Here is a 21186-nt window from a genome sequence, read left to right as displayed (position 1 = left end):
TCACTCTCTCTCCATGTTCAGCGGGAAATGACAGGCGTAAAGATGATTTTTGGCGCCGGTCAGGCGCGGCGTTTCGATACATTTACGCTGAGCATACGGACAACGCGGCCCCAGACGACAGCCTATCGGCAACGATTCCAGCAGCGGAATCGCTCCGGGCAGGGTATTCAGACGGCTCTTGTGCGGCATGGCGCTGCCAAAATCAGGAATGGCGCGGATAAGCGCCTGCGTATATGGATGGTGCGGCGCGGCGATCAGCTCCTCACTCGGGGCAGTTTCGACCGTTTGCCCGCAGTACATCACGTCAATTTTATCCGCCCATTTGCTGAGCATTTGCAGGTCATGGCTGATCAGCAAAATGGTGGTGTTATTGTTCTGGTTCAGGCGCGACAGCAGGCGGAAAATTTGTGCCTGGGTGGTCGGCTCCATCGCGTTGGTGGGTTCATCCGCAATCAGCAAACGCGGCTGATTAGCCAGGGCGATGGCAATCATCACCTTCTGGCATTCACCGTCGGTCAGCTCATACGGGAAGCTGCGCATCGCGTCTTTATGGTCTTTGATCCCGACGCGGTGTAATAGCTCAATGGCGCGGCGCTTGCGCCAGCCGAAACGCTGCCACCAGCGGCCTTTATAGGTCCAGCCGGGAATGTTCTGCATCAGCTGTTTGCCTACGCGCTCGGACGGATCGAGGCAGGACTGTGGCTCCTGGAAAATCATCGAGACGTTATGGCCGACCAGCTTGCGACGCTCGCGCGGAGAGAGGCGCAGCAGGTCTATATCGTCGAACCGCATGCGGTCGGCGGTCACGCGCCAGTTGTCTTTCGCCACGCCGCAGATAGCTTTGGCGATCAGGCTTTTTCCCGAACCAGATTCACCCACCAGCCCGCGAATCTCGCCCTCGGCGAGAGTAATGCTGATGCGATCGACGGCTTTAACCCAGCCTTCACCGGTTTTGAATTCAATGGTGAGGTTGCGAATATCAAGAAGCGGCATTATTGCACCCCCGCGTTAATTGCACGGCGAATACCATCGCCCAGCAGGTTGATCAGCAACACGCTTACCATAATCGCCGCCCCCGGCAGCATAACCGTCCACGGCGCCACGTAGATCAATTCCAGCGCGTCACCGAGCATCGCACCCCATTCAGGGGACGGCAGCTGCGCGCCGAGGTCGAGGAACCCGAGCGCAGCGATGTCCAGGATCGCCATCGACAGCGCACGGGTGATCTCGGTGACCAGCCCGGCGGCGATGTTTGGCAGAACGGCAAACCACAAAATATTGAAGGTCGTCGCGCCGTCCAGACGGGCCGCAACGACATACTCTTTTTCCAGCTCGTCATGCACCATGCTGTAAACCGAGCGCACGATGCGGGGGAGGATAGCCAGCCAGACGGCGAACATGGCATGCGACAGATGCGGACCGGCAAAGGCAACCACAATGATTGCCAGCAGCAGAGACGGAATCGACAGCAGCGTGTCCAGAATGTGGTTCAGCACCGCCGAGCGCAGGCCATGCGTGGAGCCCGCGAAAATACCGAGAGCCAGTCCACAGAGCGTCGCCGCGAGCGTCACGACAAACGCGCCGCCCACCGTCGGGGCAGCCCCGCTTAACAGACGGCTCAATACGTCGCGTCCGAGATCGTCAGTGCCGAGGAAGAATGAGACTTCGCCGTAGCGTGACCAGGAAGGCGGTAGCAGCTGATAGCCAAGGAACTGCTGATCAATGCCATAAGGCGCAAACCACGAACCAAAGAGGCAAAGCAATACCAGACCGGCGCAACCATAAAGGCCGATCATTGCCGTGGTGTCACCATAGAACTTACGCCACACGGTACGCAGCGCACCGGGCGTGCGCTTTTCACTGTAAACGTTATCGTAAGGCATACCATTCCTTATGCTTCAATGGGTTAGCCATCGCACCCAAAATATCGGATAACACGTTAACAATAATGACCAGCGAACCAATCACCATCACACCCGCTGAGATAGCAGCATAATCCTGCTGACGGATGGCGTTAATCAGCCAGCGTCCCAGCCCGGGCCAGCTAAAGACCATCTCGGTGATCATGGCCAGCGTAAGCATGGTGGAAAACTGCAGCCCCAGGCGCGGAATTACCGGCGGCAGAGCGTTGTGCAGGACGTTGCGGCGCAATATGGTCAGGCGCGACAATCCGCGCGTGGCGGCAGCTTTGACATAGTTCTGCTCAAACACCTCGATGGTGCTCAGGCGCATCAGGCGGATCACCTCGGTTGTCGGCGCAACCGCCAGCGTCAGCACCGGCAGTACCATATGACGCAGGGCGCTGACGATCATCTCATGGCGCCAGACGGAATCGGACAGCCAGGCGTCAATGATGGCAAAACCCGTTACCGTTTTAACCGTATAGAGCAGGTCAAAACGGCCAGAGACCGGTAGCCAACCCATCGTCAGCGAGAAGAACAGCGTCAGCAGCAGCGCCAGCCAGAATACCGGGATAGAGAAGCCGAGCAGGGCAAGGGCGCTGATAAACTTATCCTGCCATTTGTTGCGGTAGATCCCGGCCAGCATGCCCACGGGAATACCTACCATCAGGGCAAAGCCGAAGGCCAGAATGCACAGCTCCATCGTGGCCGGGAACACCTCTTTCAGCTGCTCGGAGATAAGCTGCCCGTTGATGCTCGACACGCCGAAATCCCAGTGCAGCAGACCGTTAAACCAGAACAGCCAGGCATCCCACAGCGATGAGCCCTGTAGCGGAGCATGCGGCGTGAAATAGCTCAGGCTGAAGCCGACAAAGTTCAGGAAAAAGAGCGTCACCAGCAGTAAAAGGAGCCGACGCAAGGTAAAAATAATCATGGTTTTTTCACCTCTTGTTCTTTTTCACGCGATACGCCGGCGAACGAGGCGTTGCCGAACGGACTCAGCACCAGGCCTTTAATATCATAGCGGTAGGCCTGAAGGCGCAGGGAAGAGGCCAGCGGCAGCACGGGCAGTTCCTGAGCGAGTATCTTTTGCGCTTCATCATAAGCGTCAATGCGCGAGGCCAGCTGTTGGGAAGAGAGCGCTTTTTGCAGCACGGCGTCGAACTCCCGGTTACACCAGTGGGCGTAGTTGGTCTGCGAATTTATCGCAGCACAGCTCAGCAGCGGCCGGAAGAAGCTGTCCGGATCGTTACTGTCGGTAGCCCAGCCTGTCAGGGTGAGGTCGTGATTCATATCCATCAGGCGCGCCTCCTGGAAACGGCCCTCAACCGGTACGATGATCACCTTGACGCCCACCTGCGCCATATCCGCCTGCAGCAGTTCAGCGGTTTTCAGCGGGCTCGGGTTCCACGCCTGGGAGCTGGTGGGCACCCAAAGCTGGAGCGTCAGGTTTTCCGCGCCCAGCGCTTTCAGTTGTTCACGCGCTTTTGCCGGATTGTATTCCGTAATTTTAGCCTCACCGTCGTAGGCCCACGAGGCGCGCGGTAAAATTGAGGCGGCGGTTTCCGCCGTGCCGTAGTAGATCGACTGCATTAGACGCTGGTTGTTGATCGCCAGCGCCAGAGCGTGACGTACGGCAGGGTTGTTCAGCGGCGGCTTATCGGTGTTAAAGGCCAGATAAGCGATGTTCATCCCCGGGCGTAACGTCAGACGCAGACGCGGATCGTCGCGCAGAATGGTGAGCTGGCTGGCAGCGGGCCAGGCGAGCACGTCGCATTCCCCGGTGAGCAGTTTCGAGAGCCGTCCCGTTCCGCCAGACCCGAGATCGACCACCACCTGCGGCATCAGCGGCGTACCGCGCCAGAAATGTTCGTGGCGCTGCAGGCGAATATATTGCCCCGCGCGGTATTCGGCCAACTGGAATGGACCGGTACCGACCGGCTGGCGGTCGAGCAGCTCCTGACGATCTTTTTTCGTCAGCTTCGCCGCGTATTCGGCGGACATAACGGAAGCATAGTGGGTCGCCAGGTGCCAGAGGAAGGAGGCATCCGGGCGCGTCAGCGTAAATTCAACCGTCCGGCTGTCCAGCTTGCGCACGCTTTTAACGGTGTCGGCAAACTGCAGGCTGTCGAAATAGGGGAAATTATCCCCGTTAACGTTATGCCACGGGTGGTTACGGTTAAAGATACGCTGGAAGGTGAAGACCACGTCATCCGCGTTCAGCTTGCGCGTAGGGGTAAACCACGGCGTACGCTGAAACGCGACATCATCGCGCAGGCGAAAACGGTAGGTTGCACCGTTATCCAGGACTTCCCAGCTTTCCGCAAGTTCAGGCACCAGGCGATAGGTGTACGGGTCGACATCAAGCAGACGGTCGTAAAGCTGCGCGGCGAGCGTATCCACAATCAGGCCGCTGCCCGCTTTTTGCGGGTTGAAGGTGTCCACCTGGCCACTTACGCAATAGACGAAGCCGCTGTCACGAATGTCAGGCTGCGTTGACTGCCCGGGCGCAGCAAACGCCAGGCCGCTGAACAGACCGAGTGCAAAAAAGGACGATAAAACCAGACGCATAATTTTTAAGGTTTTTAGGTTCGATCTGCAAAGTGTATCGCACTTACGCCTGCTTCGTAAAAATGTCTGCGGGTAAGTGCCGATATTGTCAGCGCATTTGATGTTTTTTAAGCAATGCCCGTAACTGATGGTAGGTCAGGCCCAGGAGTTCGGCCGCGCGTTTCTGGTTATATTTCGCCGCCTTCAGGCTTTGCTCCAGCAGCTGTTGCTCCTGCTTGTGCTGGAACTGGCGCAAATCAAGGGGCAGCGCGGGAGTATCGCCTGATGATGACGGGGAGGAAACCGGCGGCGCATTGCGCTGAAAAGGATCGATAATGATATTGTCCAGCTCCGTCTCGCTGCTGCCGTGGCGGTAAACAGAACGCTCCACAACGTTCTTCAGTTCGCGGATATTTCCCGGCCAACGGTAGGCCAGAAGCGTCTCCCGCGCATGATCGCTGAAGCCGGGGAAAAGAGGGAGACCGAGCTCGCGGCACATCTGAATCGCAAATTGTTGAGCAAGCAGCATGATGTCGCTTCTCCTGTCGCGCAGGGGCGGAAGCTGAACGACGTCAAAGGCCAGGCGGTCAAGCAGATCGGCACGGAATTTCTCCTCCGCGACCATATCCGGCAGATTGGCGTTGGTGGCGCAGACCAGGCGCACGTTAACCTGCAGCGGCTGGTTGCCGCCGACGCGCTCCAGTTCACCATACTCAATCACGCGCAGCAGCTTTTCCTGCACCAGCATCGGCGCGGTGGCGAGTTCATCAAGGAACAGGGTGCCGCCGTCGGCGCGCTCAAAACGTCCCGGATGGCGCTTTTGAGCGCCGGTAAACGCGCCCGCCTCGTGGCCGAACAGCTCGGTGTCGAGCAGGTTTTCATTCAGCGCCGCACAGTTTAGAGAAATGAAGGGGCCGTCCCAGCGTCCGGATAAATAGTGCAGACGGTTGGCAATCAGTTCCTTACCCGTGCCGCGCTCGCCGATAATCAGCACCGGTTTGTTGAGCGGCGCAAGGCGAGAAACCTGTTCCAGTACCTCAAGAAAGCTGTTGGCTTCGCCGAGTAAGTTATCTTTGTATTGAGCCATGATGAAATTAACCACTCCTTAGCGATATTCACCAGGTCAGCATAGTTCTGTGATGAATAAAAATCAATCACATCGTGTAAAATCAATAAGATAAAAAACTGGCACGGGAATTGTATTATCAGTACAGCAGGGCATAGCCCGATAACAGAACTATGAGGATTTGATTATGGGTATTTTTTCTCGTTTTGCCGACATCGTGAACGCCAACATCAACTCACTGCTGGAGAAAGCAGAAGATCCGCAGAAGCTGGTGCGCCTGATGATTCAGGAGATGGAAGACACGCTGGTTGAAGTGCGTTCTACCTCCGCCCGTGCGCTGGCTGAGAAAAAGCAGTTAACGCGCCGTATTGAGCAGGCCACCGCTCAGCTCAATGAATGGCAGGAAAAGGCGGAACTCGCCCTGCGCAAAGATAAAGAAGATCTTGCTCGCGCAGCGTTAATTGAAAAGCAGAAGCTGGCGGACATGATCGCTACGCTGGAGCATGAAGTCACGCTGGTGGAAGACACGCTCACCCGCATGAAAAAAGAGATTGGTGAGCTCGAAAATAAACTGAGCGAAACCCGCGCGCGTCAGCAGGCGCTGACCCTGCGTCATCAGGCGGCAAGCTCTTCCCGCGACGTGCGTCGTCAGCTGGACAGCGGCAAGCTGGATGAGGCCATGGCGCGTTTTGAGTCATTCGAGCGTCGTATCGACCAGATGGAAGCGGAAGCAGAGAGCCACGGCATCGGTAAGCAAAAGTCGCTGGATCAACAGTTTGCCGATCTGAAAGCGGACGATGAAATCAGCGAGCAGCTGGCGGCATTGAAAGCCAAAATGAAGCAAGATAACCAATAATAATGTTGCGGCACCTGAGCGTGCCGCTAAGCATCCAACGACAAGGAGTACACATGAGCGCGCTTTTCCTGGCCATTCCCCTGACGATTTTCGTGCTGTTTGTTTTGCCGATTTGGCTATGGCTGCACTACAGCAACCGTTCTTCAGGGAACGATTTATCCCAGAGTGAACAACAACGTCTTGCGCAGCTTACCGACCAGGCTAACAAGATGCGCGATCGCATTCAGGCGCTGGAAGCAATCCTGGATGCAGAACATCCTAACTGGAGGGACCGTTAATGTCAGGACTGAATCTGAACAAAAAATTGTGGCGAATTCCACAGCAGGGCATGGTGCGCGGCGTTTGCGCCGGGCTGGCCCATTATCTCGACGTTCCGGTAAAGCTGGTTCGTGTGGTCACGGTGCTGTCGATATTTTTCGGCCTGGCGTTTATCACTTTCGTGGCCTACATCGTGCTGTCGTTTGTACTTGACCCGATGCCGGAAGGCGAACTGGCTGCGGAAGGCGCGCCTACCAGTAACGATCTTCTCAATGCGGTTGACGATCGGCTGGCTGAAGGGGAGAAGCGGTTACGTGAAATGGAACGCTATGTCACATCCGATACCTTTACGCTGAGAAGTCGTTTTCGTCAGCTTTAAGAGAGAATATACATGAAGAAAAACTGGCAACAGGCCGGTCAGAAGGTAAAACCCGGCCTGAAAATCGCAGGTAAACTGGTTCTGATGACGGCGTTACGTTACGGCCCTGCAGGTGTGGCGGGCTGGGCGATCAAATCTGTTGCCCGCAAGCCGGTCAGAATGTTGCTGGCCGTGGCGCTTGAACCTCTGTTGCAAAAAGCGGCAAAGCGGCTGTCACGCCGTTACTTATCCCGATAATTCACGCTCGCGTTAGCCCTTTCTCTCCCCGGAAGGGCTAACGACATTTCATCCCTTTCCCTCACTTTCTTTGCGGCAGCTCACATTACTGCACAGAGCAGCTTTGTAATTGCGTTTTTCAGCCTCCCGGTTCGTTGACAGATATTTTTCAGGGGAGTAGATTGCCTTTCGTGGGACCGCTACCATGGAGAATAATGTGAACGCAAAAATTAAAAAACTTATCAATCATATTTACGGTGAATCATTTTCTGAAGCACATTTTAAAGTGTTATTAACAAAGCTTGAACAAGCTGCTGTTGATATTACAGAAAAGCGTAAATCAGGCTGGGATGAAAAAGACGTTGTTCTGATCACCTACGCCGATCAGTTCTCCGCGAAAGGGGAGAAAGCGTTGCCGGTATTTACCCGCTTTTATAATGAGTGGCTTGCTCGCACGTTTTCCCATGTCCACCTTTTACCTTTTTATCCGTGGTCCTCTGATGACGGATTTTCCGTTATTGATTACCATAACGTTGCGCCTGAAACCGGGACCTGGCAAGACGTTGCTGATTTAAAACAGTCTGCCAGCTTAATGTTTGATTTCGTCTGCAACCATATGTCAGCAAAAAGTGAATGGTTTGCTAATTATCTTGCGCAGAAACCTGGCTACGAAGATTTCTTTATTGCTGTCGATCCTGAAACTGATTTATCTGCGGTGACGCGTCCTCGCGCATTACCGTTGCTGACGCCGTTTACGCTGCATGATGGCAGCGTGCGTCATCTTTGGACCACCTTCAGCGATGACCAGATCGATCTCAACTTCGCCTCGCCTCAGGTGCTGATTGCGATGGTTGATGTGCTGCTCCATTACCTGGCGGAAGGGGCGCGTTATATCCGTCTGGACGCCGTCGGATTTATGTGGAAGATCCCTGGAACAAGCTGTATCCATCTGGAACAGACTCACTGCCTTATCCAGCTTTTCCGTGCTATTACCGAGGCCGTGGCGCCGGGTACCGTAATCATTACTGAGACGAACGTTCCGCATAAGGACAATATCTCTTATTTCGGTGACGGTGAAAATGAAGCTCAGATGGTCTACCAGTTCTCCTTGCCGCCGCTGGTGCTGCATGCAGTGCACCGTCAGGATGTTAACGCTCTCTGTCAGTGGGCGGGATCGCTGGCGCTGCCTTCAACAAAAACGACCTGGTTCAATTTCCTGGCGTCTCATGACGGTATCGGTCTGAACCCACTGCGCGGCATTCTGCCGGAATCAGAAATCCTCGCACTGGTTGAGAAACTTCAGCAGGAAGGGGCGCTGGTCAACTGGAAAAATAATCCTGACGGTACGCGCAGTCCTTACGAAATTAATGTGACCTATCTTGACGCGTTAAGCGCGCAAAACAGTTCAGATGATGAACGCATTGCGCGCTTTATTCTGGCGCATGCGGTGCTGTTAAGTTTCCCGGGTGTACCTGCCGTGTATATTCAAAGTATTCTTGGCTCCCGTAACGATTATGAAGGGGTCGAGCGCCTCGGCTATAACCGCGCAATAAACCGCAAGAAATATACCGCCGGTCAGGTTGATCTCGAACTTAATAATAAAAATAGCATTCGTCATAAAATTTATTCCCGTTTAAGCGAGTTTATTGCGATTCGTCGTGGGGAAAGTGCGTTTCACCCTGATGCCCAGGCATTTTTTGAATCACTGGATGAACAAATTCTTAAAATTGTTCGCGTGGCTGAAAACGGTGAGAGAATTACAGCCCTGTTTAATTTTAGTAATAACGTTCATACCGTTTATGGGGACACGCTTACTGGTATGGAATTACTATCAGGACAAGCTGTTAGCGGTAAAGAGCTGACCCTCAATCCATGGCAGGTTATGTGGATTAAAGAAAACTAAAAAGGACCCTAAAATGAAAATGCCCAAAATTGTGCTGTTATCAGCACTGGTTTCGTGCGCCCTGTTATCAGGCTGTAAAGATGATAAAGCGTCTGCTGTGACCATTGAGTTCATGCACTCGTCAGTAGAGCAGGAGCGCCAGGCGGTTATTACGAAACTGATCGAAAAATTCGAGAAAGAAAACCCCGGCATTACGGTGAAGCAGGTGCCGGTGGAAGAAGATGCCTACAACACCAAAGTGATTACGCTCGCCAGAACGGGCGCGCTGCCTGAAGTGATTGAAGTCAGCCATGATTACGCGAAAGTCATGGATAAGGAACAACTGCTGGATCGCAAGGCTATCGGTGAAGCCATTGAAGCGGTAGGCGAAAAGACCTTCTATGACGGGATCCTGCGCGTTGTGCGTACTGAAGACGGCACAGCCTGGACAGGGGTGCCGATGAGCGCCTGGCTGTCCGGCGTCTGGTATCACAAAGATGTGCTTGCCGCTGCGGGTATTCAGGAACCGCATAACTGGGAACAGCTGCTGAATGCCAGCCAGAAGCTTAACGACCCGGCCAACAAACATTACGGTATTGCGCTGCCCACCGCGGAAAGCGTCATGACCGAGCAGGCGTTCTCCCAGTTTGCGCTTTCCGGCGGCGCGAACGTTTTTGATGCCAACGGAAACGTTGAAATTGACACCCCTGAAATGGCGAAAGCGCTGGCGTTCTATAAAGCGCTGGCCGCGACCACCATGCCGGGCTCGAACGACGTCATGGAGATCAAAGATGCCTTCATGAACGGTTCTGCACCGATGGCCGTATATTCCACCTACATCCTGCCGGCGGTATTCCAGGATGGTAACCCTGCCAACCTTGGCTTCGTTGTCCCGACAGAAAAGTCCTCTGCCGTTTATGGCATGGTCACCTCGTTGACGATCACCAGCGGACAAACCGAAGAAGAAACGCAAGCGGCTGAAAAGTTTGTGACGTGGATGGAGCAGGCTCAAAACGCAACTGACTGGGTCATGATGTCGCCGGGCGCGGCACTGCCGGTGAACACGCTGGTCGTAGGAACGGATACCTGGAAAAACAACGAGGTGATTAAAGCGTTTGGGCAACTGCCTTATGAACTGATCGCCCAATTCCCGAACGTTCAGGTGTTTGGTGCTGTCGGCGACAAAAACTTCACGCGCATGGGCGATGTGACAGGGTCCGGCATTATCAGCTCCATGGTGCATAACGTCACCGTGGGTAAACAAGATCTCAGCGCAACGCTTAGCAAGAGCCAGACGCGACTGACTGACCTGATTTCACAACGATAGGAGCGCTCTGCGGAAGGAAATTATGAAGACGTTGTTTTCTGGTCGTTCAGATATGCCTTTCGCCATGCTGCTGTTGGCCCCCAGCCTGATTTTGCTGGGGGGCCTGGTGGCCTGGCCAATGATTTCCAATATTGAAATCAGTTTCTTACGCCTGCCGCTTAACCCGCGTATTGATGCGGTGTTTGTTGGCCTGGATAACTATATCCGTATTCTGGGGGATGCTGCGTTCTGGCACTCGCTGTGGATGACGTTCTGGTATACGGCGCTGGTCGTGCTCGGCAGCACCGGGCTGGGTCTTGCCGTCGCCATCTTCTTTAACCGTGAGTTTCGTCTCCGGAAGACGGCGCGTTCGCTGGTGATTTTATCCTACGTGACACCCTCTATTTCCCTGGTATTTGCCTGGAAATACATGTTCAACAACGGCTACGGCATTGTGAACTATCTGGGCGTCGATCTGCTGCATCTGTATGACCAGGCGCCGCTCTGGTTCGACAACCCTGGCAGCAGCTTCGTGCTGGTGGTGCTGTTCGCCATCTGGCGCTACTTCCCGTATGCCTTTATCTCATTCCTGGCAATTTTGCAGACCATTGATAAATCGCTGTATGAAGCGGCAGAGATGGACGGAGCCAACGCCTGGCAGCGTTTCCGTATCGTCACGTTGCCCGCCATCATGCCTGTACTGGCAACGGTGGTGACGCTACGAACCATCTGGATGTTCTACATGTTTGCGGATGTTTATCTGCTGACCACGAAGGTCGATATTCTGGGCGTGTATCTCTATAAAACTGCCTTTGCATTCAACGATCTGGGCAAAGCAGCCGCCATTTCTGTTGTGCTGTTTGTGATCATCTTCGCCGTCATTCTGCTGACCAGAAAAAGGGTAAACCTCAATGGCAACAAATAAACGCATACTGGGCCGTATTGGTTTCTATCTGGGGCTGGCGGTATTTCTGATTATCACGCTGTTCCCGTTCTTCGTGATGCTGATGACGTCATTCAAGAGCGCGAAAGAGGCCATATCGCTGAATCCGACTATTTTGCCGCAGGCGTGGACGCTTCAGCATTACGTTGACATCTTTAACCCGCTAATTTTCCCGTTCGTGGATTATTTCCGCAACAGCATGGTGGTGTCGCTGACGTCATCGGTAATTGCGGTGTTTCTCGGCACGCTGGGCGCTTACGCCTTGTCCAAGCTGCGTTTTAAAGGACGCGCGACGATCAACGCGAGCTTCTACACCGTCTATATGTTCTCCGGGATTTTGCTGGTGGTGCCGCTGTTCAAAATCATCACCGCGCTCGGCATTTACGACACTGAACTGGCGCTGATCATCACCATGGTGACCCAGACGTTGCCTACGGCGGTATTCATGCTGCGCAGCTATTTCGACACCATTCCGGACGAAATAGAAGAGGCCGCGATGATGGATGGTCTGAACCGCCTGCAAATCATCTTCCGCATTACCGTGCCGCTGGCCATTTCCGGTCTCGTGTCGGTGTTTGTTTACTGCTTCATGGTGGCATGGAACGACTACCTGTTTGCCTCCATTTTCCTGTCCAGTGCCAGCAACTTTACCCTGCCGGTCGGGCTGAACACGCTCTTTAGTACGCCAGATTATATCTGGGGTCGCATGATGGCGGCATCGCTGGTGACGGCGCTTCCGGTGGTCATCATGTACGCACTCTCTGAACGTTTTATTAAAAGTGGTTTGACCGCCGGTGGCGTCAAGGGCTAAGGCGGCCAATTTTTTATCAGGAGCAAGTTATGAAGAAGTTAGTTGCGACAGCGCCACGCGTGGCGGCGCTGGTGGAGTATGAAGACCGTGCTGTGGAAGCACATGAAGTGAAAATTCGCGCCCGCTTTGGCGCCCCGAAGCACGGAACGGAAGTCGTGGATTTCCGCGCGGCAAGCCCGTTTATTGATGAAGAGTTCAACGCAGAGTGGCAGATGTTCACGCCGCGTGAAGAGGGCGCTGCGCGCGGTATCGAATTCGGTAAGTTCCAGTTGGGCAACATGATCGTTGGCGACATTATTGAATGCGGTGCAGACGTAACGGAATACCAGATCGGCGACAGCGTCTGCTGCTACGGCCCTCTGCAGGAGACGGTCATCGTTAACGCAGTGAACAACTATAAGCTGCGTAAAATGCCGCAGGGCGCGTCCTGGAAGAATGCCGTTTGCTACGATCCGGCGCAGTTCGCCATGAGCGGCGTGCGTGATGCCAACGTCCGTGTGGGTGACTTTGTTGTCGTAGTCGGTCTGGGAGCCATCGGACAGATTGCGATTCAGCTGGCGAAAAAAGCCGGTGCGTCAGTGGTTATCGGCGTTGATCCGATTGAACACCGCTGTGAGATCGCTCGCCGTCACGGCGCGGACCACTGCCTGAATCCAATCGGTACCGATGTCGGTCTGGAAATTAAAAAGCTGACCGGCAAGCAGGGCGCGGACGTGATCATAGAAACCAGCGGCTTTGCAGATGCATTGCAGTCCGCGCTGCGCGGGCTCGCCTACGGCGGCACCATCTCCTACGTGGCCTTCGCCAAACCGTTTGCGGCAGGCTTCAACCTGGGCCGCGAAGCGCACTTTAACAACGCGAAGATTGTCTTCTCCCGCGCCTGCAGTGAACCGAACCCGGACTATCCGCGCTGGAGCCGCAAGCGTATCGAAGAGACCTGCTGGGAATTGCTGATGAACGGTTATCTGAACTGTGAAGATCTGATCGACCCGGTCGTCACCTTCACCACCAGCCCGGAAAGCTATATGAAGTATGTCGATCAGCATCCGGAACTCAGTATCAAAATGGGCGTCACTTTTTAAGCTAAGGACAGCAAATCATGAAGATCGCAACACAAAACCAGGCCTTTTTCCCGACCAACATCATGGAAAAATTCGAGTACATCAAAGCGATGGGTTTTGATGGCTACGAAATTGACGGCCGTCTGCTGGTGGAAAATCTCGACGAAGTGAAAGCCGCTATCAAAGCCACGGGCCTGCCGGTGACGACTGCATGTGGCGGGTACGATGGCTGGATCGGTGATTTCATCGAAGAACGCCGTCTGAACGGATTACAGCAGATCGAACGCATTCTGGAAGCGCTGGCGGAAGTCGGCGGAAAGGGCATTATCGTGCCTGCTGCCTGGGGCATGTTTACCTTCCGTCTGCCGCCAATGACCTCTCCACGCAGCCTGGACGGTGACCGCAAAGCCGTAAGCGCCTCGCTGCGCTGGCTGGATGAGGTGGCCGCGCGCACCGGCACCACCGTCTACCTGGAGCCGCTGAACCGCTACCAGGATCATATGATCAACACCCTGGCAGACGCGCGTCGTTATATCGAAGAGAACGGCCTGAAGCACGTGCAGATCATCGGTGATTTCTATCACATGAACATTGAAGAAGACTCGCTGACGGACGCGCTGCATCAGAACCGCGATCTGCTGGGTCATGTTCACATTGCAGATAACCACCGCTATCAGCCGGGCAGCGGCAGCCTCGATTTCGCCAGCCTGTTCGATCAGCTGCGTACCGATAACTATCAGGGATACGTGGTGTATGAATGCCGTGTTCGCGCCGAGGATCCGGCTAAGGCTTATCAGGACTCTCTCACTTATTTGCGTGAATGCTAAGGATGACGAGCGTGATGAGTGCTTCTACACCTTCGCCTCTGCGCGTCGCCATTATTGGCGCCGGGCAGGTCGCGGACAAAGTGCATGCCTCGTATTACGCCACGCGCAGTGATGTTCAAATGGTGGCTGTCATGGACAGCCGCCTTGAGCAGGCACAGGCGTTCGCGGAACGTTATGCTATTCCATCGGCATGGCAGGACGCTCACGAGATGTTGCAGGCAGTAAAACCGGATGTGGTGAGCGTCTGTTCGCCTAACCGGTTCCATTTTGAACACGTGATGGCGGCGCTCGAGGCGGGTTGCCATGTGATGTGTGAAAAGCCCCCGGCGATGACGCCGCAGCAGGCTGATGAGATGCGCATCGCGGCGCGCAAGGCAGGAAAAGTTCTGGCCTATGATTTTCACCATCGCTTTGCCCTGGATACCCAACTCCTGCGCGATGCGGTAATGAACGGAACGCTCGGTGAGGTTTACTTTACCTCAGCGCAGGCGCTGCGTCGCTGCGGTGTGCCGGGGTGGGGCGTTTTTACCAACAAATCGCTACAGGGCGGTGGACCGCTGATTGATATCGGCATTCATATGCTCGACGCCGCAATGTATGTCCTGGGTTTCCCGGCGGTAAAACGGGTGACTGCGCACAGCTTCCAGAGGCTGGGAAACCGTAAAAGCACCGGTCAGTTTGGCGAGTGGGATCCTGCGCAATTTACCGTGGAAGATGCGCTGTTTGGCACGATTGAATTCTGCAACGGCGGCATTTTGCGTCTGGACACCTCCTTTGCGCTTAACATTCGCGAGCAGTCGATCATGAACGTCGCTTTCTGCGGTGAAAAGGCGGGTGCAACGCTGTTCCCGGCGCACATCTACAACGACGAAGCCGGTGTTTTAGAAACCCTTACCCAGCGCGAAGAGGCGGACGATCAGCGCCATCTGCGCAGCATGGATGCCTTCGTACGTCACGTGCTGGGAGAGCCCGTGATGATTGCCGATGCAGAACAGGGACTGGTAATTCAGCAGCTTGTTGGCGCGCTTTATGAATCCGCAGAAACAGGGGAAAGCGTAACACTATGCTGAACGTCTCTGTATTAACCGATCCGGGCTTTTGTCCGCACAGCCTGAATAAATACGCCTCCATCATGGCATGCGGCAATGGCTACATGGGCATTCGCGCCGCGCATGAAGAAGAGTACACCCAGCAGACCAGAGGCATGTATCTCGCTGGGCTGTATCATCGCGCGGGGCGCAACGAGACCACCGAGCTGGTCAATCTGCCGGATATCACCGGTATTGATGTAGAGCTGGACGGCGTCAATTTCACGCTCCTGGCCGGGGAAATTCTTGAGTGGCAGCGCGAGCTGGCCTTCGCTAACGGCGAACTGCATCGTAACGTTGTCTGGCGTTCGCCCGACGGCAAGCGCTATCGGCTGGAGAGTCGTCGTTTTGTATCGCTGGACCAGCTGCCTTTAGTGGCTATGCAGCTCGCGATCACGCCTCTTGATGCCGCCACGCATGCCGTGCTGAAAACCGGCATCGATGCGACGCAAACGAACAGCGGCAGACAGCATCTGGATGAACTCTCGGTCAGGGTCTTTGATCAACACTATATGCAGGGGGTGTATGAAACGCAGGATCGGGCGTCGGAGGTTGTTGTTTCGGCGTTTTGTCAGCTCTCCGCGAAGAGCGACAGCTGCTTCACCGCCAAAAATCGGCGTCTCAGCGTACATCATTCACTGACCATTGCTCAGGGTGACACTGTCACGCTTGAAAAGATCGTCTGGGTGACACATCGCAGCGATAAAGCGCTGTCACAGGAGTCTTTTGCGCGCAACGCGCTGGCCGATCTCAAAGTTTCTGCCGCAAGAGGTTACGACGCATTGCTTGAAAGCTCAGCGTATGCCTGGAAAGAGGTCTGGCGTGATGCCCGGGTGGAAGTGACTTCCGCAGAGCAACAGGATCAGATGGCGCTGGATTATGCGGTCTGGCACCTGACCACGATGACGCCTGCCCATGATGAGCGAAGCAGTATCGCTGCGAAGGGGCTGACGGGAGAGGGGTATAAAGGCCACGTCTTCTGGGATACCGAAATTTTCCTGCTGCCTTTCCATCTGTTTACCCGCCCGCAGGTTGCCCGCAGCCTGCTGCGCTATCGCTGGCTTAATCTGGCTGGCGCACGGGAAAAAGCCCGTCGTAACGGCTGGCCGGGCGCGTTGTTCCCATGGGAAAGCGCCGCAAGCGGAGAGGAAGAGACGCCGGAGTTCGCGGCAATCAACATCCGCACCGGGGTACGCCAGAAGGTGGCTTCCGCACTTGCTGAGCATCACATCGTGGCTGATATTGCCTGGGCCGTCGTTGCGTACTGGCAGGCGACGCATGATGACGCCTTTATGCGTAACGAAGGCCTGACGCTGCTGATGGAAACAGCTTTGTTCTGGATGGGGCGCGCAACGGACGTCAATGGTCGTCTGGAAATCCATAATGTGATCGGACCGGACGAATACACCGAGCACGTGAACAACAACGCTTACACCAACTATCTGGCCTGGCACAACGTTGCCTGCGCGCGCCAGTTTATGGCGATGTTTGGGCGTGAGGATGAGCGTTTTACGGAGAATGCCGCGCAGTTCCTGGCGCGCTTATGGCTACCGGAGGCCGATGCAGACGGTGTGATCCCGCAGGATGATTCCTTCATGGCAAAACCTGCCATCGATCTGAGCCGCTACAAAGCCAAAGCGGGTAAGCAGACGATTCTGCTCGATTATTCCCGCGCGGAAGTGAACGAGATGCAGATCCTGAAGCAGGCAGATGTGGTGATGCTTAACTACCTGCTGCCAGAACGGTTTACGCCACGGCAATGCGCCGCCAATCTGGCGTTCTATGAGCCACGCACGATCCATGATTCGTCCCTGAGCAAGGCCATTCACGGGATTGTGCTCGCGCGCTGCGGTGACACGCAGGGGGCCTATGCCTTCTGGCGCGATGGCATCGCCATTGATTTGGGCGAGGATCCGCACAGCAGCGATGAGGGCATTCATGCTGCGGCAACCGGTGCGATCTGGTCTGGCGCAATTCAGGGATTTGCTGGCCTGCAAATCATTGAAGGGGAACTGCATCTCGCGCCAAAACTGCCTGCTCACTGGCAGAAACTCGCTTTCCCGCTGCGGTGGCGGAACGCAGCAATGCACTTCACGTATGAGAACGAGGTGTTAACCATTGAAACCACGGCGCCTGCCACGCTGACGCTGTGGGGCAAAACGCTCCATATCCCGGAGCGAGAAGTGTTCGCGTATAAGGATTTTCTTGCGTCCGTGAATGGGACCGCTACCACGGAGGGGCAACATGACGCTTAAGGCTGTTGTATTCGATTTGGACGGTGTGATCACCGATACCGCGCATCTTCACTTTCTGGCCTGGCGTGCCGTGGCGGAGGAAATTGGCATTACCTTCGACGAAGTGTTTAACGAACAGCTCAAGGGAATAAGCCGCATGGATTCCCTCCAGCGCATTCTGAAGCACGGCGGAAAAGAGGGGATGTTTAGCGAGGAGCAGTGCCTGGCGCTTGCGACGAAAAAAAATGCGCTTTACGTCCAGTCGCTGGCATCACTGACGCAGGATTCTCTGCTACCGGGGATCCGCGACGTGCTGGCGGAGATCCGTGCCGCGAAGGTCAAGATTGGGCTGGCATCCGTATCGCTCAATGCCCCAGGGATTTTGCACGCGCTGGGCATTCATCAGGCCTTCGATTTTTGCGCTGATGCTTCCCGCATTTGCCGTTCAAAGCCGGACCCGGAGATCTTCCTTGCGGCCTGTGCGGGGCTGAACGTGCGTCCTGCAGAGGCGATTGGCATTGAAGATGCCGCTGCGGGTGTTGAAGCAATCAACGCCGCAGGAATGCTGTCGGTCGGGATTGGGCCTGGCCTTAACCATGCGGGGTTACAACTTCATTCAACGCGGGAACTGACCTGGAAATGCCTGACAGAATTCTGGGCTTCCCGGGCGTATTGATAAGGAATAAATTATGGCTCACCTTTCTCTGAAACATATTCAGAAAATCTATGATAACCAGGTCCACGTGGTTAAGGATTTCAACCTCGAAATTGAAGACAAAGAGTTTATTGTTTTCGTCGGTCCGTCGGGCTGCGGTAAATCCACGACGCTGCGAATGATTGCCGGTCTTGAGGAGATCAGCGCGGGTGAACTGATTATCGACGGCGTATGCATGAATGACGTGCCTGCCAAATCGCGTGATATCGCGATGGTATTCCAGAACTATGCGCTTTATCCGCATATGACGGTCTACGACAACATGGCGTTTGGCCTGAAAATGCAAAAAATAGCGCCCGCGGTGATTGAAGAACGCGTGAACTGGGCGGCGCAGATTTTAGGGTTACGCGAATACCTGAAGCGTAAACCTGGCGCTTTATCGGGTGGTCAGCGCCAGCGCGTGGCGCTGGGCAGGGCGATCGTGCGCGAGGCGGGCGTCTTCCTGATGGATGAGCCGTTATCCAACCTCGATGCCAAGCTTCGCGTGCAGATGCGTGCCGAAATCAGCAAGCTGCACCAGAAGCTTAACACCACCATGATCTATGTTACGCACGACCAGACGGAAGCCATGACGATGGCGACTCGCATCGTGATCCTGAAAGACGGCATCATTCAGCAGGTGGGTGCGCCGAAGCAGGTATACAACGAGCCGGCCAATATGTTTGTCGCAGGGTTCATTGGCTCTCCGGCAATGAACTTCATTCGTGGCGCTATCGACGATCGCTATTTCGTAACGGAAACGCTGCGTCTGGAGATCCCTGAGGACAAGCTAGTCGAGTTGAATGCGCAAGGTTACCAGCGTAAAGCGGTCGTCTTCGGGATCCGTCCGGAAGACATTCTTACCCTGCAGAGCAGCGGAGAAGATATCGCGGCGAAAGTCAGCGTCGCTGAACTTACCGGTGCCGAATTTATGCTTTATGCCACCGTGGGCGGACATGAACTGGTTGTCCGCGCAGGCGCGGCCAATGACTACGTAGCCGGAGATACTATCGGCATTCAGTTCGATATGAATAAGTGCCATTTCTTCGACGCCGATACCGAAGCGGCTATTAGATAAGAAAGGTGTTTGCCGGAAATGCAAATTTCCGGTTTTTTTTGTTTGTTAATTATAAAGGGAATATTTTATGAGTACTCTACTAAGAAGTGCTGCGCTCGTTCTGTGCGCAGGGGTTAGCTGCGCGCAAGCAACAGAATCCGCAAAGCAGTGGGCGTTTAATATCGGTGCCATGTATGAAATTGAAAACGTCGAAGGACAGAGCGACGATAAAGATGGATTATATGAACCCTCCGTATGGTTTAATGCAACATGGGATGCCTGGACAATCTCTCTGGCAATGTATCAGGAAGGGCCGGTTGATTATAGCAGCATGACGCGTGGCACCTATTTCGATCGCCCGGAATTTGAATTGCGCTATCGCTTTATCGGCACCGATGATTTTACGTTCGGTCTGACCGGTGGCTTCCGCAATTATGGTTATCACTTTAAAGATGAACACGGTGCCAAAGACGGCAGCGCTAATATGCAGCGCTATAAAGTTCAGCCTGACTGGGATATTAAATTAACCGACGACTGGCGCTTTGGCGGCTGGTTTGCCATGTATCAGTTTGCCAACGATCTCGATAAAACCGGTTATTCTGACAGTCGCGTCGAGACCGAAACCGGTTTTACCTGGACCATCAACGAAACGTTCTCTGCGAAAGTAAATTATTATTTAGAGCGCGGCTTCAATATGGACAGCTCACGTAATAACGGCGAGTTTTCTACCCAGGAAATTCGTGCCTACCTGCCGATTTCGTTAGGCCAGACGACGTTAACGCCTTATACCCGTCTGGGGCTCGATCGCTGGTCAAACTGGGACTGGCAGGACGATCCGACGCGTGAAGGACATGATTTCAACCGTCTGGGTATGCTGTACGCCTATGATTTTAACAACGGTTTATCCATGACGCTGGAATATGCCTATGAATGGGAAAACCATGACGAAGGTGAGGGCGATCGCTTCCACTACGCGGGTGTCGGCGTGAACTACGCGTTCTGATCATGATTTACCAGGGGCGATTGCCCCTGGTTATTAGCGCAAGGACGCCGCATCCGAAAAATGCGTATCAACCAAAATCTTATGCGGCGCAGGTTTACCCGCAATACGCTTAAACAACACGTTGCAGCTCTCTTCGCCGAGCTTTCTCGTCGGAATATCAAACCCGCCTGGCGCAGGGGTTAAAACGAGAGACAGCATCGGATCGCTGTAGCCTGCCATTGCAACCTGCTCGGGAACCACCAGATTTAACTCATCCGCTGCACGATAAAGACCCAACAATTTCATACTGTCAGTAGCAAAAACGGCATTGGGCGGGTTGTCAGACGAGAGTAATTTGCAGGCTGCCTGGAGCGCGCTTTCATGGGTATATCCGCCATCAATGACCCAGTCCGGGTTTATGGCGATACCCTGCTTCTCAAGGCTGGATTTATAACCCGCAAGGCGATCGATAGAAACGTGATAATCGAGCGGGGCATGCAGACAGGCAATTTTTGTTCGCCCATGTTTAATAAACGAATCGACCAGAATAGCGCTGTCGTGAAAATTGTCCGTATCAACAGAATAAATATTCTGGAACTTTCCTTCTACTTTTCCAATAACCACCACGGGCACACCGTATTCGTCCAGCGTGGTGAAAAAAGATTCGTTTGCGGGTGAACTCAGCATGATGATCCCTTTGATCATCTTCTGCTTTATTTTTCCCACGCACTTCTGTAGATCGTCCTCACTGCTTTTCGAGGTTTGTAAAATAACGTCAAACCCTTCCTCTTCCGCTTTTGCCGTAATGGCGTGAAGAACATCGGAGAAAAAAGGGTTACCGGCAGTAGTTTTGGTCGAGCGGGTCGAAATAACCATAATGGCATCAAAGCCAGAAGAGGTCAGGGCGCGGGCCAGTTTGTTGGGCTGATAATTTAATTCGTCTATCGCCTTAAGCACTTTGTCTCGCGCTTCAGGGGAAATATTCGTTTGTTTATTCAGAACGCGGGAAACGGTTGATTTCGATACGCCCGCAACCCGTGCGATATCATAGATGGTGGGTGACATACACCTTACT

General features: G+C 54.3%; 21 protein-coding genes. 15 read left to right on the top strand and 6 right to left on the bottom strand.

What is annotated here, in order from left to right:
* The 5 genes from sapD to pspF form a co-directional block, all read right to left on the bottom strand.
* Positions 1-993 carry a putrescine export ABC transporter ATP-binding protein SapD gene (gene sapD, locus IM294_RS03275; protein ID WP_028013384.1) on the bottom strand — a complete coding sequence of 331 codons (993 nt, stop codon included), beginning with the start codon at positions 991-993 and terminating at the stop codon, positions 1-3.
* Positions 993-1883 (bottom strand): putrescine export ABC transporter permease SapC, encoded by an 891-nt coding sequence (sapC, locus tag IM294_RS03270; RefSeq protein WP_028013383.1) that lies wholly within the window; start codon positions 1881-1883, stop codon positions 993-995. Before sapC ends, sapD begins: the two co-directional genes overlap by 1 nt.
* Positions 1870-2835, bottom strand: a complete 966-nt coding sequence (gene sapB, locus IM294_RS03265; protein ID WP_041909670.1) for a putrescine export ABC transporter permease SapB — start codon at positions 2833-2835, stop codon at positions 1870-1872. Before sapB ends, sapC begins: the two co-directional genes overlap by 14 nt.
* On the bottom strand, positions 2832-4472 hold the full coding sequence (gene sapA, locus IM294_RS03260; RefSeq protein WP_028013381.1) for an ABC transporter substrate-binding protein SapA: 1641 nt from the start codon (positions 4470-4472) through the stop codon (positions 2832-2834). Before sapA ends, sapB begins: the two co-directional genes overlap by 4 nt.
* An 88-nt stretch (positions 4473-4560) precedes the next feature.
* Positions 4561-5553, bottom strand: coding sequence for a phage shock protein operon transcriptional activator (gene pspF / locus IM294_RS03255; RefSeq protein WP_185860365.1), 993 nt, complete (start codon positions 5551-5553; stop codon positions 4561-4563).
* 151 nt (positions 5554-5704) lie between these two features.
* Here pspF and pspA point away from each other — a divergent pair, with 151 nt between their 5' ends.
* The 15 genes from pspA to IM294_RS03180 all read left to right on the top strand — a co-directional run bounded on the left by pspA (position 5705) and on the right by IM294_RS03180 (position 20132).
* Complete coding sequence (pspA, locus tag IM294_RS03250) at positions 5705-6373, top strand: phage shock protein PspA (RefSeq protein WP_028013379.1); 669 nt, start codon at positions 5705-5707, stop codon at positions 6371-6373.
* 53 nt (positions 6374-6426) lie between these two features.
* Positions 6427-6651 (top strand): envelope stress response membrane protein PspB, encoded by a 225-nt coding sequence (gene pspB, locus IM294_RS03245; RefSeq protein WP_028013378.1) that lies wholly within the window; start codon positions 6427-6429, stop codon positions 6649-6651.
* Entirely contained in the window at positions 6651-7010 is a 360-nt protein-coding gene (gene pspC / locus IM294_RS03240; protein ID WP_028013377.1) for an envelope stress response membrane protein PspC, read from the top strand. The genes pspB and pspC overlap by 1 nt, the downstream gene beginning before the upstream one ends.
* Positions 7011-7022: 12 nt before the next feature.
* Positions 7023-7247: a phage shock protein PspD gene (gene pspD / locus IM294_RS03235; protein ID WP_028013376.1), complete on the top strand. Its 225-nt coding sequence runs from the start codon at positions 7023-7025 to the stop codon at positions 7245-7247.
* Positions 7248-7431: 184 nt separating this feature from the next.
* The gene (locus IM294_RS03230; protein ID WP_028013375.1) at positions 7432-9129 is read left to right on the top strand and encodes a sugar phosphorylase; all 1698 of its coding nucleotides are present in this window, start codon (positions 7432-7434) and stop codon (positions 9127-9129) included.
* A 13-nt stretch (positions 9130-9142) separates the two neighbouring features.
* Positions 9143-10435 carry an ABC transporter substrate-binding protein gene (locus tag IM294_RS03225; RefSeq protein ID WP_126818522.1) on the top strand — a complete coding sequence of 431 codons (1293 nt, stop codon included), beginning with the start codon at positions 9143-9145 and terminating at the stop codon, positions 10433-10435.
* 22 nt (positions 10436-10457) lie between these two features.
* Positions 10458-11339, top strand: a complete 882-nt coding sequence (locus tag IM294_RS03220) for a carbohydrate ABC transporter permease (RefSeq protein ID WP_028013373.1) — start codon at positions 10458-10460, stop codon at positions 11337-11339.
* Positions 11326-12168: a carbohydrate ABC transporter permease gene (locus tag IM294_RS03215; RefSeq protein ID WP_028013372.1), complete on the top strand. Its 843-nt coding sequence runs from the start codon at positions 11326-11328 to the stop codon at positions 12166-12168. Before IM294_RS03220 ends, IM294_RS03215 begins: the two co-directional genes overlap by 14 nt.
* A 29-nt stretch (positions 12169-12197) precedes the next feature.
* Positions 12198-13250: a zinc-binding alcohol dehydrogenase gene (locus IM294_RS03210; RefSeq protein WP_041909681.1), complete on the top strand. Its 1053-nt coding sequence runs from the start codon at positions 12198-12200 to the stop codon at positions 13248-13250.
* A gap of 17 nt (positions 13251-13267) precedes the next feature.
* Complete coding sequence (locus tag IM294_RS03205) at positions 13268-14056, top strand: sugar phosphate isomerase/epimerase (RefSeq protein WP_063437894.1); 789 nt, start codon at positions 13268-13270, stop codon at positions 14054-14056.
* 11 nt (positions 14057-14067) lie between these two features.
* On the top strand, positions 14068-15126 hold the full coding sequence (locus IM294_RS03200) for a Gfo/Idh/MocA family protein (RefSeq protein ID WP_126818521.1): 1059 nt from the start codon (positions 14068-14070) through the stop codon (positions 15124-15126).
* Complete coding sequence (locus IM294_RS03195) at positions 15120-17399, top strand: glycoside hydrolase family 65 protein (RefSeq protein WP_126818520.1); 2280 nt, start codon at positions 15120-15122, stop codon at positions 17397-17399. The genes IM294_RS03200 and IM294_RS03195 overlap by 7 nt, the downstream gene beginning before the upstream one ends.
* Positions 17389-18054, top strand: a complete 666-nt coding sequence (gene pgmB, locus IM294_RS03190) for a beta-phosphoglucomutase (RefSeq protein WP_045260648.1) — start codon at positions 17389-17391, stop codon at positions 18052-18054. Before IM294_RS03195 ends, pgmB begins: the two co-directional genes overlap by 11 nt.
* Positions 18055-18067: 13 nt before the next feature.
* The gene (locus IM294_RS03185; RefSeq protein WP_126818519.1) at positions 18068-19150 is read left to right on the top strand and encodes an ABC transporter ATP-binding protein; all 1083 of its coding nucleotides are present in this window, start codon (positions 18068-18070) and stop codon (positions 19148-19150) included.
* A 67-nt stretch (positions 19151-19217) separates the two neighbouring features.
* Positions 19218-20132, top strand: coding sequence for an OmpG family monomeric porin (locus IM294_RS03180; protein WP_126818518.1), 915 nt, complete (start codon positions 19218-19220; stop codon positions 20130-20132).
* 33 nt (positions 20133-20165) lie between these two features.
* On the opposite strand, the gene IM294_RS03175 is transcribed toward IM294_RS03180, so the two are convergent.
* Complete coding sequence (locus IM294_RS03175; protein WP_126818517.1) at positions 20166-21176, bottom strand: LacI family DNA-binding transcriptional regulator; 1011 nt, start codon at positions 21174-21176, stop codon at positions 20166-20168.
* Positions 21177-21186 lie beyond the last annotated feature (10 nt).

Origin of the sequence: Enterobacter cloacae complex sp. P43RS (assembly GCF_014930585.1) — a bacterium.
GTDB lineage: Bacteria > Pseudomonadota > Gammaproteobacteria > Enterobacterales > Enterobacteriaceae > Enterobacter > Enterobacter bugandensis.
The sequence above is the reverse complement of the archived record's forward strand: the minus strand, read 5'-3'. Positions and strand labels throughout refer to the sequence as shown.

Coding starts and splice junctions, on each gene's coding strand:
- pspD (WP_028013376.1), top strand. CDS start 7,023: ATGAAGAAAAACTGGCAACAGGCCGGTCAGAAGGTAAAACCCGGCCTG.
- sapB (WP_041909670.1), bottom strand. CDS start 2,835: ATGATTATTTTTACCTTGCGTCGGCTCCTTTTACTGCTGGTGACGCTC.
- sapC (WP_028013383.1), bottom strand. CDS start 1,883: ATGCCTTACGATAACGTTTACAGTGAAAAGCGCACGCCCGGTGCGCTG.
- sapA (WP_028013381.1), bottom strand. CDS start 4,472: ATGCGTCTGGTTTTATCGTCCTTTTTTGCACTCGGTCTGTTCAGCGGC.
- IM294_RS03220 (WP_028013373.1), top strand. CDS start 10,458: ATGAAGACGTTGTTTTCTGGTCGTTCAGATATGCCTTTCGCCATGCTG.
- pspC (WP_028013377.1), top strand. CDS start 6,651: ATGTCAGGACTGAATCTGAACAAAAAATTGTGGCGAATTCCACAGCAG.
- IM294_RS03175 (WP_126818517.1), bottom strand. CDS start 21,176: ATGTCACCCACCATCTATGATATCGCACGGGTTGCGGGCGTATCGAAA.
- IM294_RS03195 (WP_126818520.1), top strand. CDS start 15,120: ATGCTGAACGTCTCTGTATTAACCGATCCGGGCTTTTGTCCGCACAGC.
- IM294_RS03185 (WP_126818519.1), top strand. CDS start 18,068: ATGGCTCACCTTTCTCTGAAACATATTCAGAAAATCTATGATAACCAG.
- pspA (WP_028013379.1), top strand. CDS start 5,705: ATGGGTATTTTTTCTCGTTTTGCCGACATCGTGAACGCCAACATCAAC.
- IM294_RS03225 (WP_126818522.1), top strand. CDS start 9,143: ATGAAAATGCCCAAAATTGTGCTGTTATCAGCACTGGTTTCGTGCGCC.
- pspB (WP_028013378.1), top strand. CDS start 6,427: ATGAGCGCGCTTTTCCTGGCCATTCCCCTGACGATTTTCGTGCTGTTT.
- IM294_RS03210 (WP_041909681.1), top strand. CDS start 12,198: ATGAAGAAGTTAGTTGCGACAGCGCCACGCGTGGCGGCGCTGGTGGAG.
- IM294_RS03215 (WP_028013372.1), top strand. CDS start 11,326: ATGGCAACAAATAAACGCATACTGGGCCGTATTGGTTTCTATCTGGGG.
- IM294_RS03205 (WP_063437894.1), top strand. CDS start 13,268: ATGAAGATCGCAACACAAAACCAGGCCTTTTTCCCGACCAACATCATG.
- IM294_RS03180 (WP_126818518.1), top strand. CDS start 19,218: ATGAGTACTCTACTAAGAAGTGCTGCGCTCGTTCTGTGCGCAGGGGTT.
- pgmB (WP_045260648.1), top strand. CDS start 17,389: ATGACGCTTAAGGCTGTTGTATTCGATTTGGACGGTGTGATCACCGAT.
- sapD (WP_028013384.1), bottom strand. CDS start 993: ATGCCGCTTCTTGATATTCGCAACCTCACCATTGAATTCAAAACCGGT.
- IM294_RS03230 (WP_028013375.1), top strand. CDS start 7,432: ATGGAGAATAATGTGAACGCAAAAATTAAAAAACTTATCAATCATATT.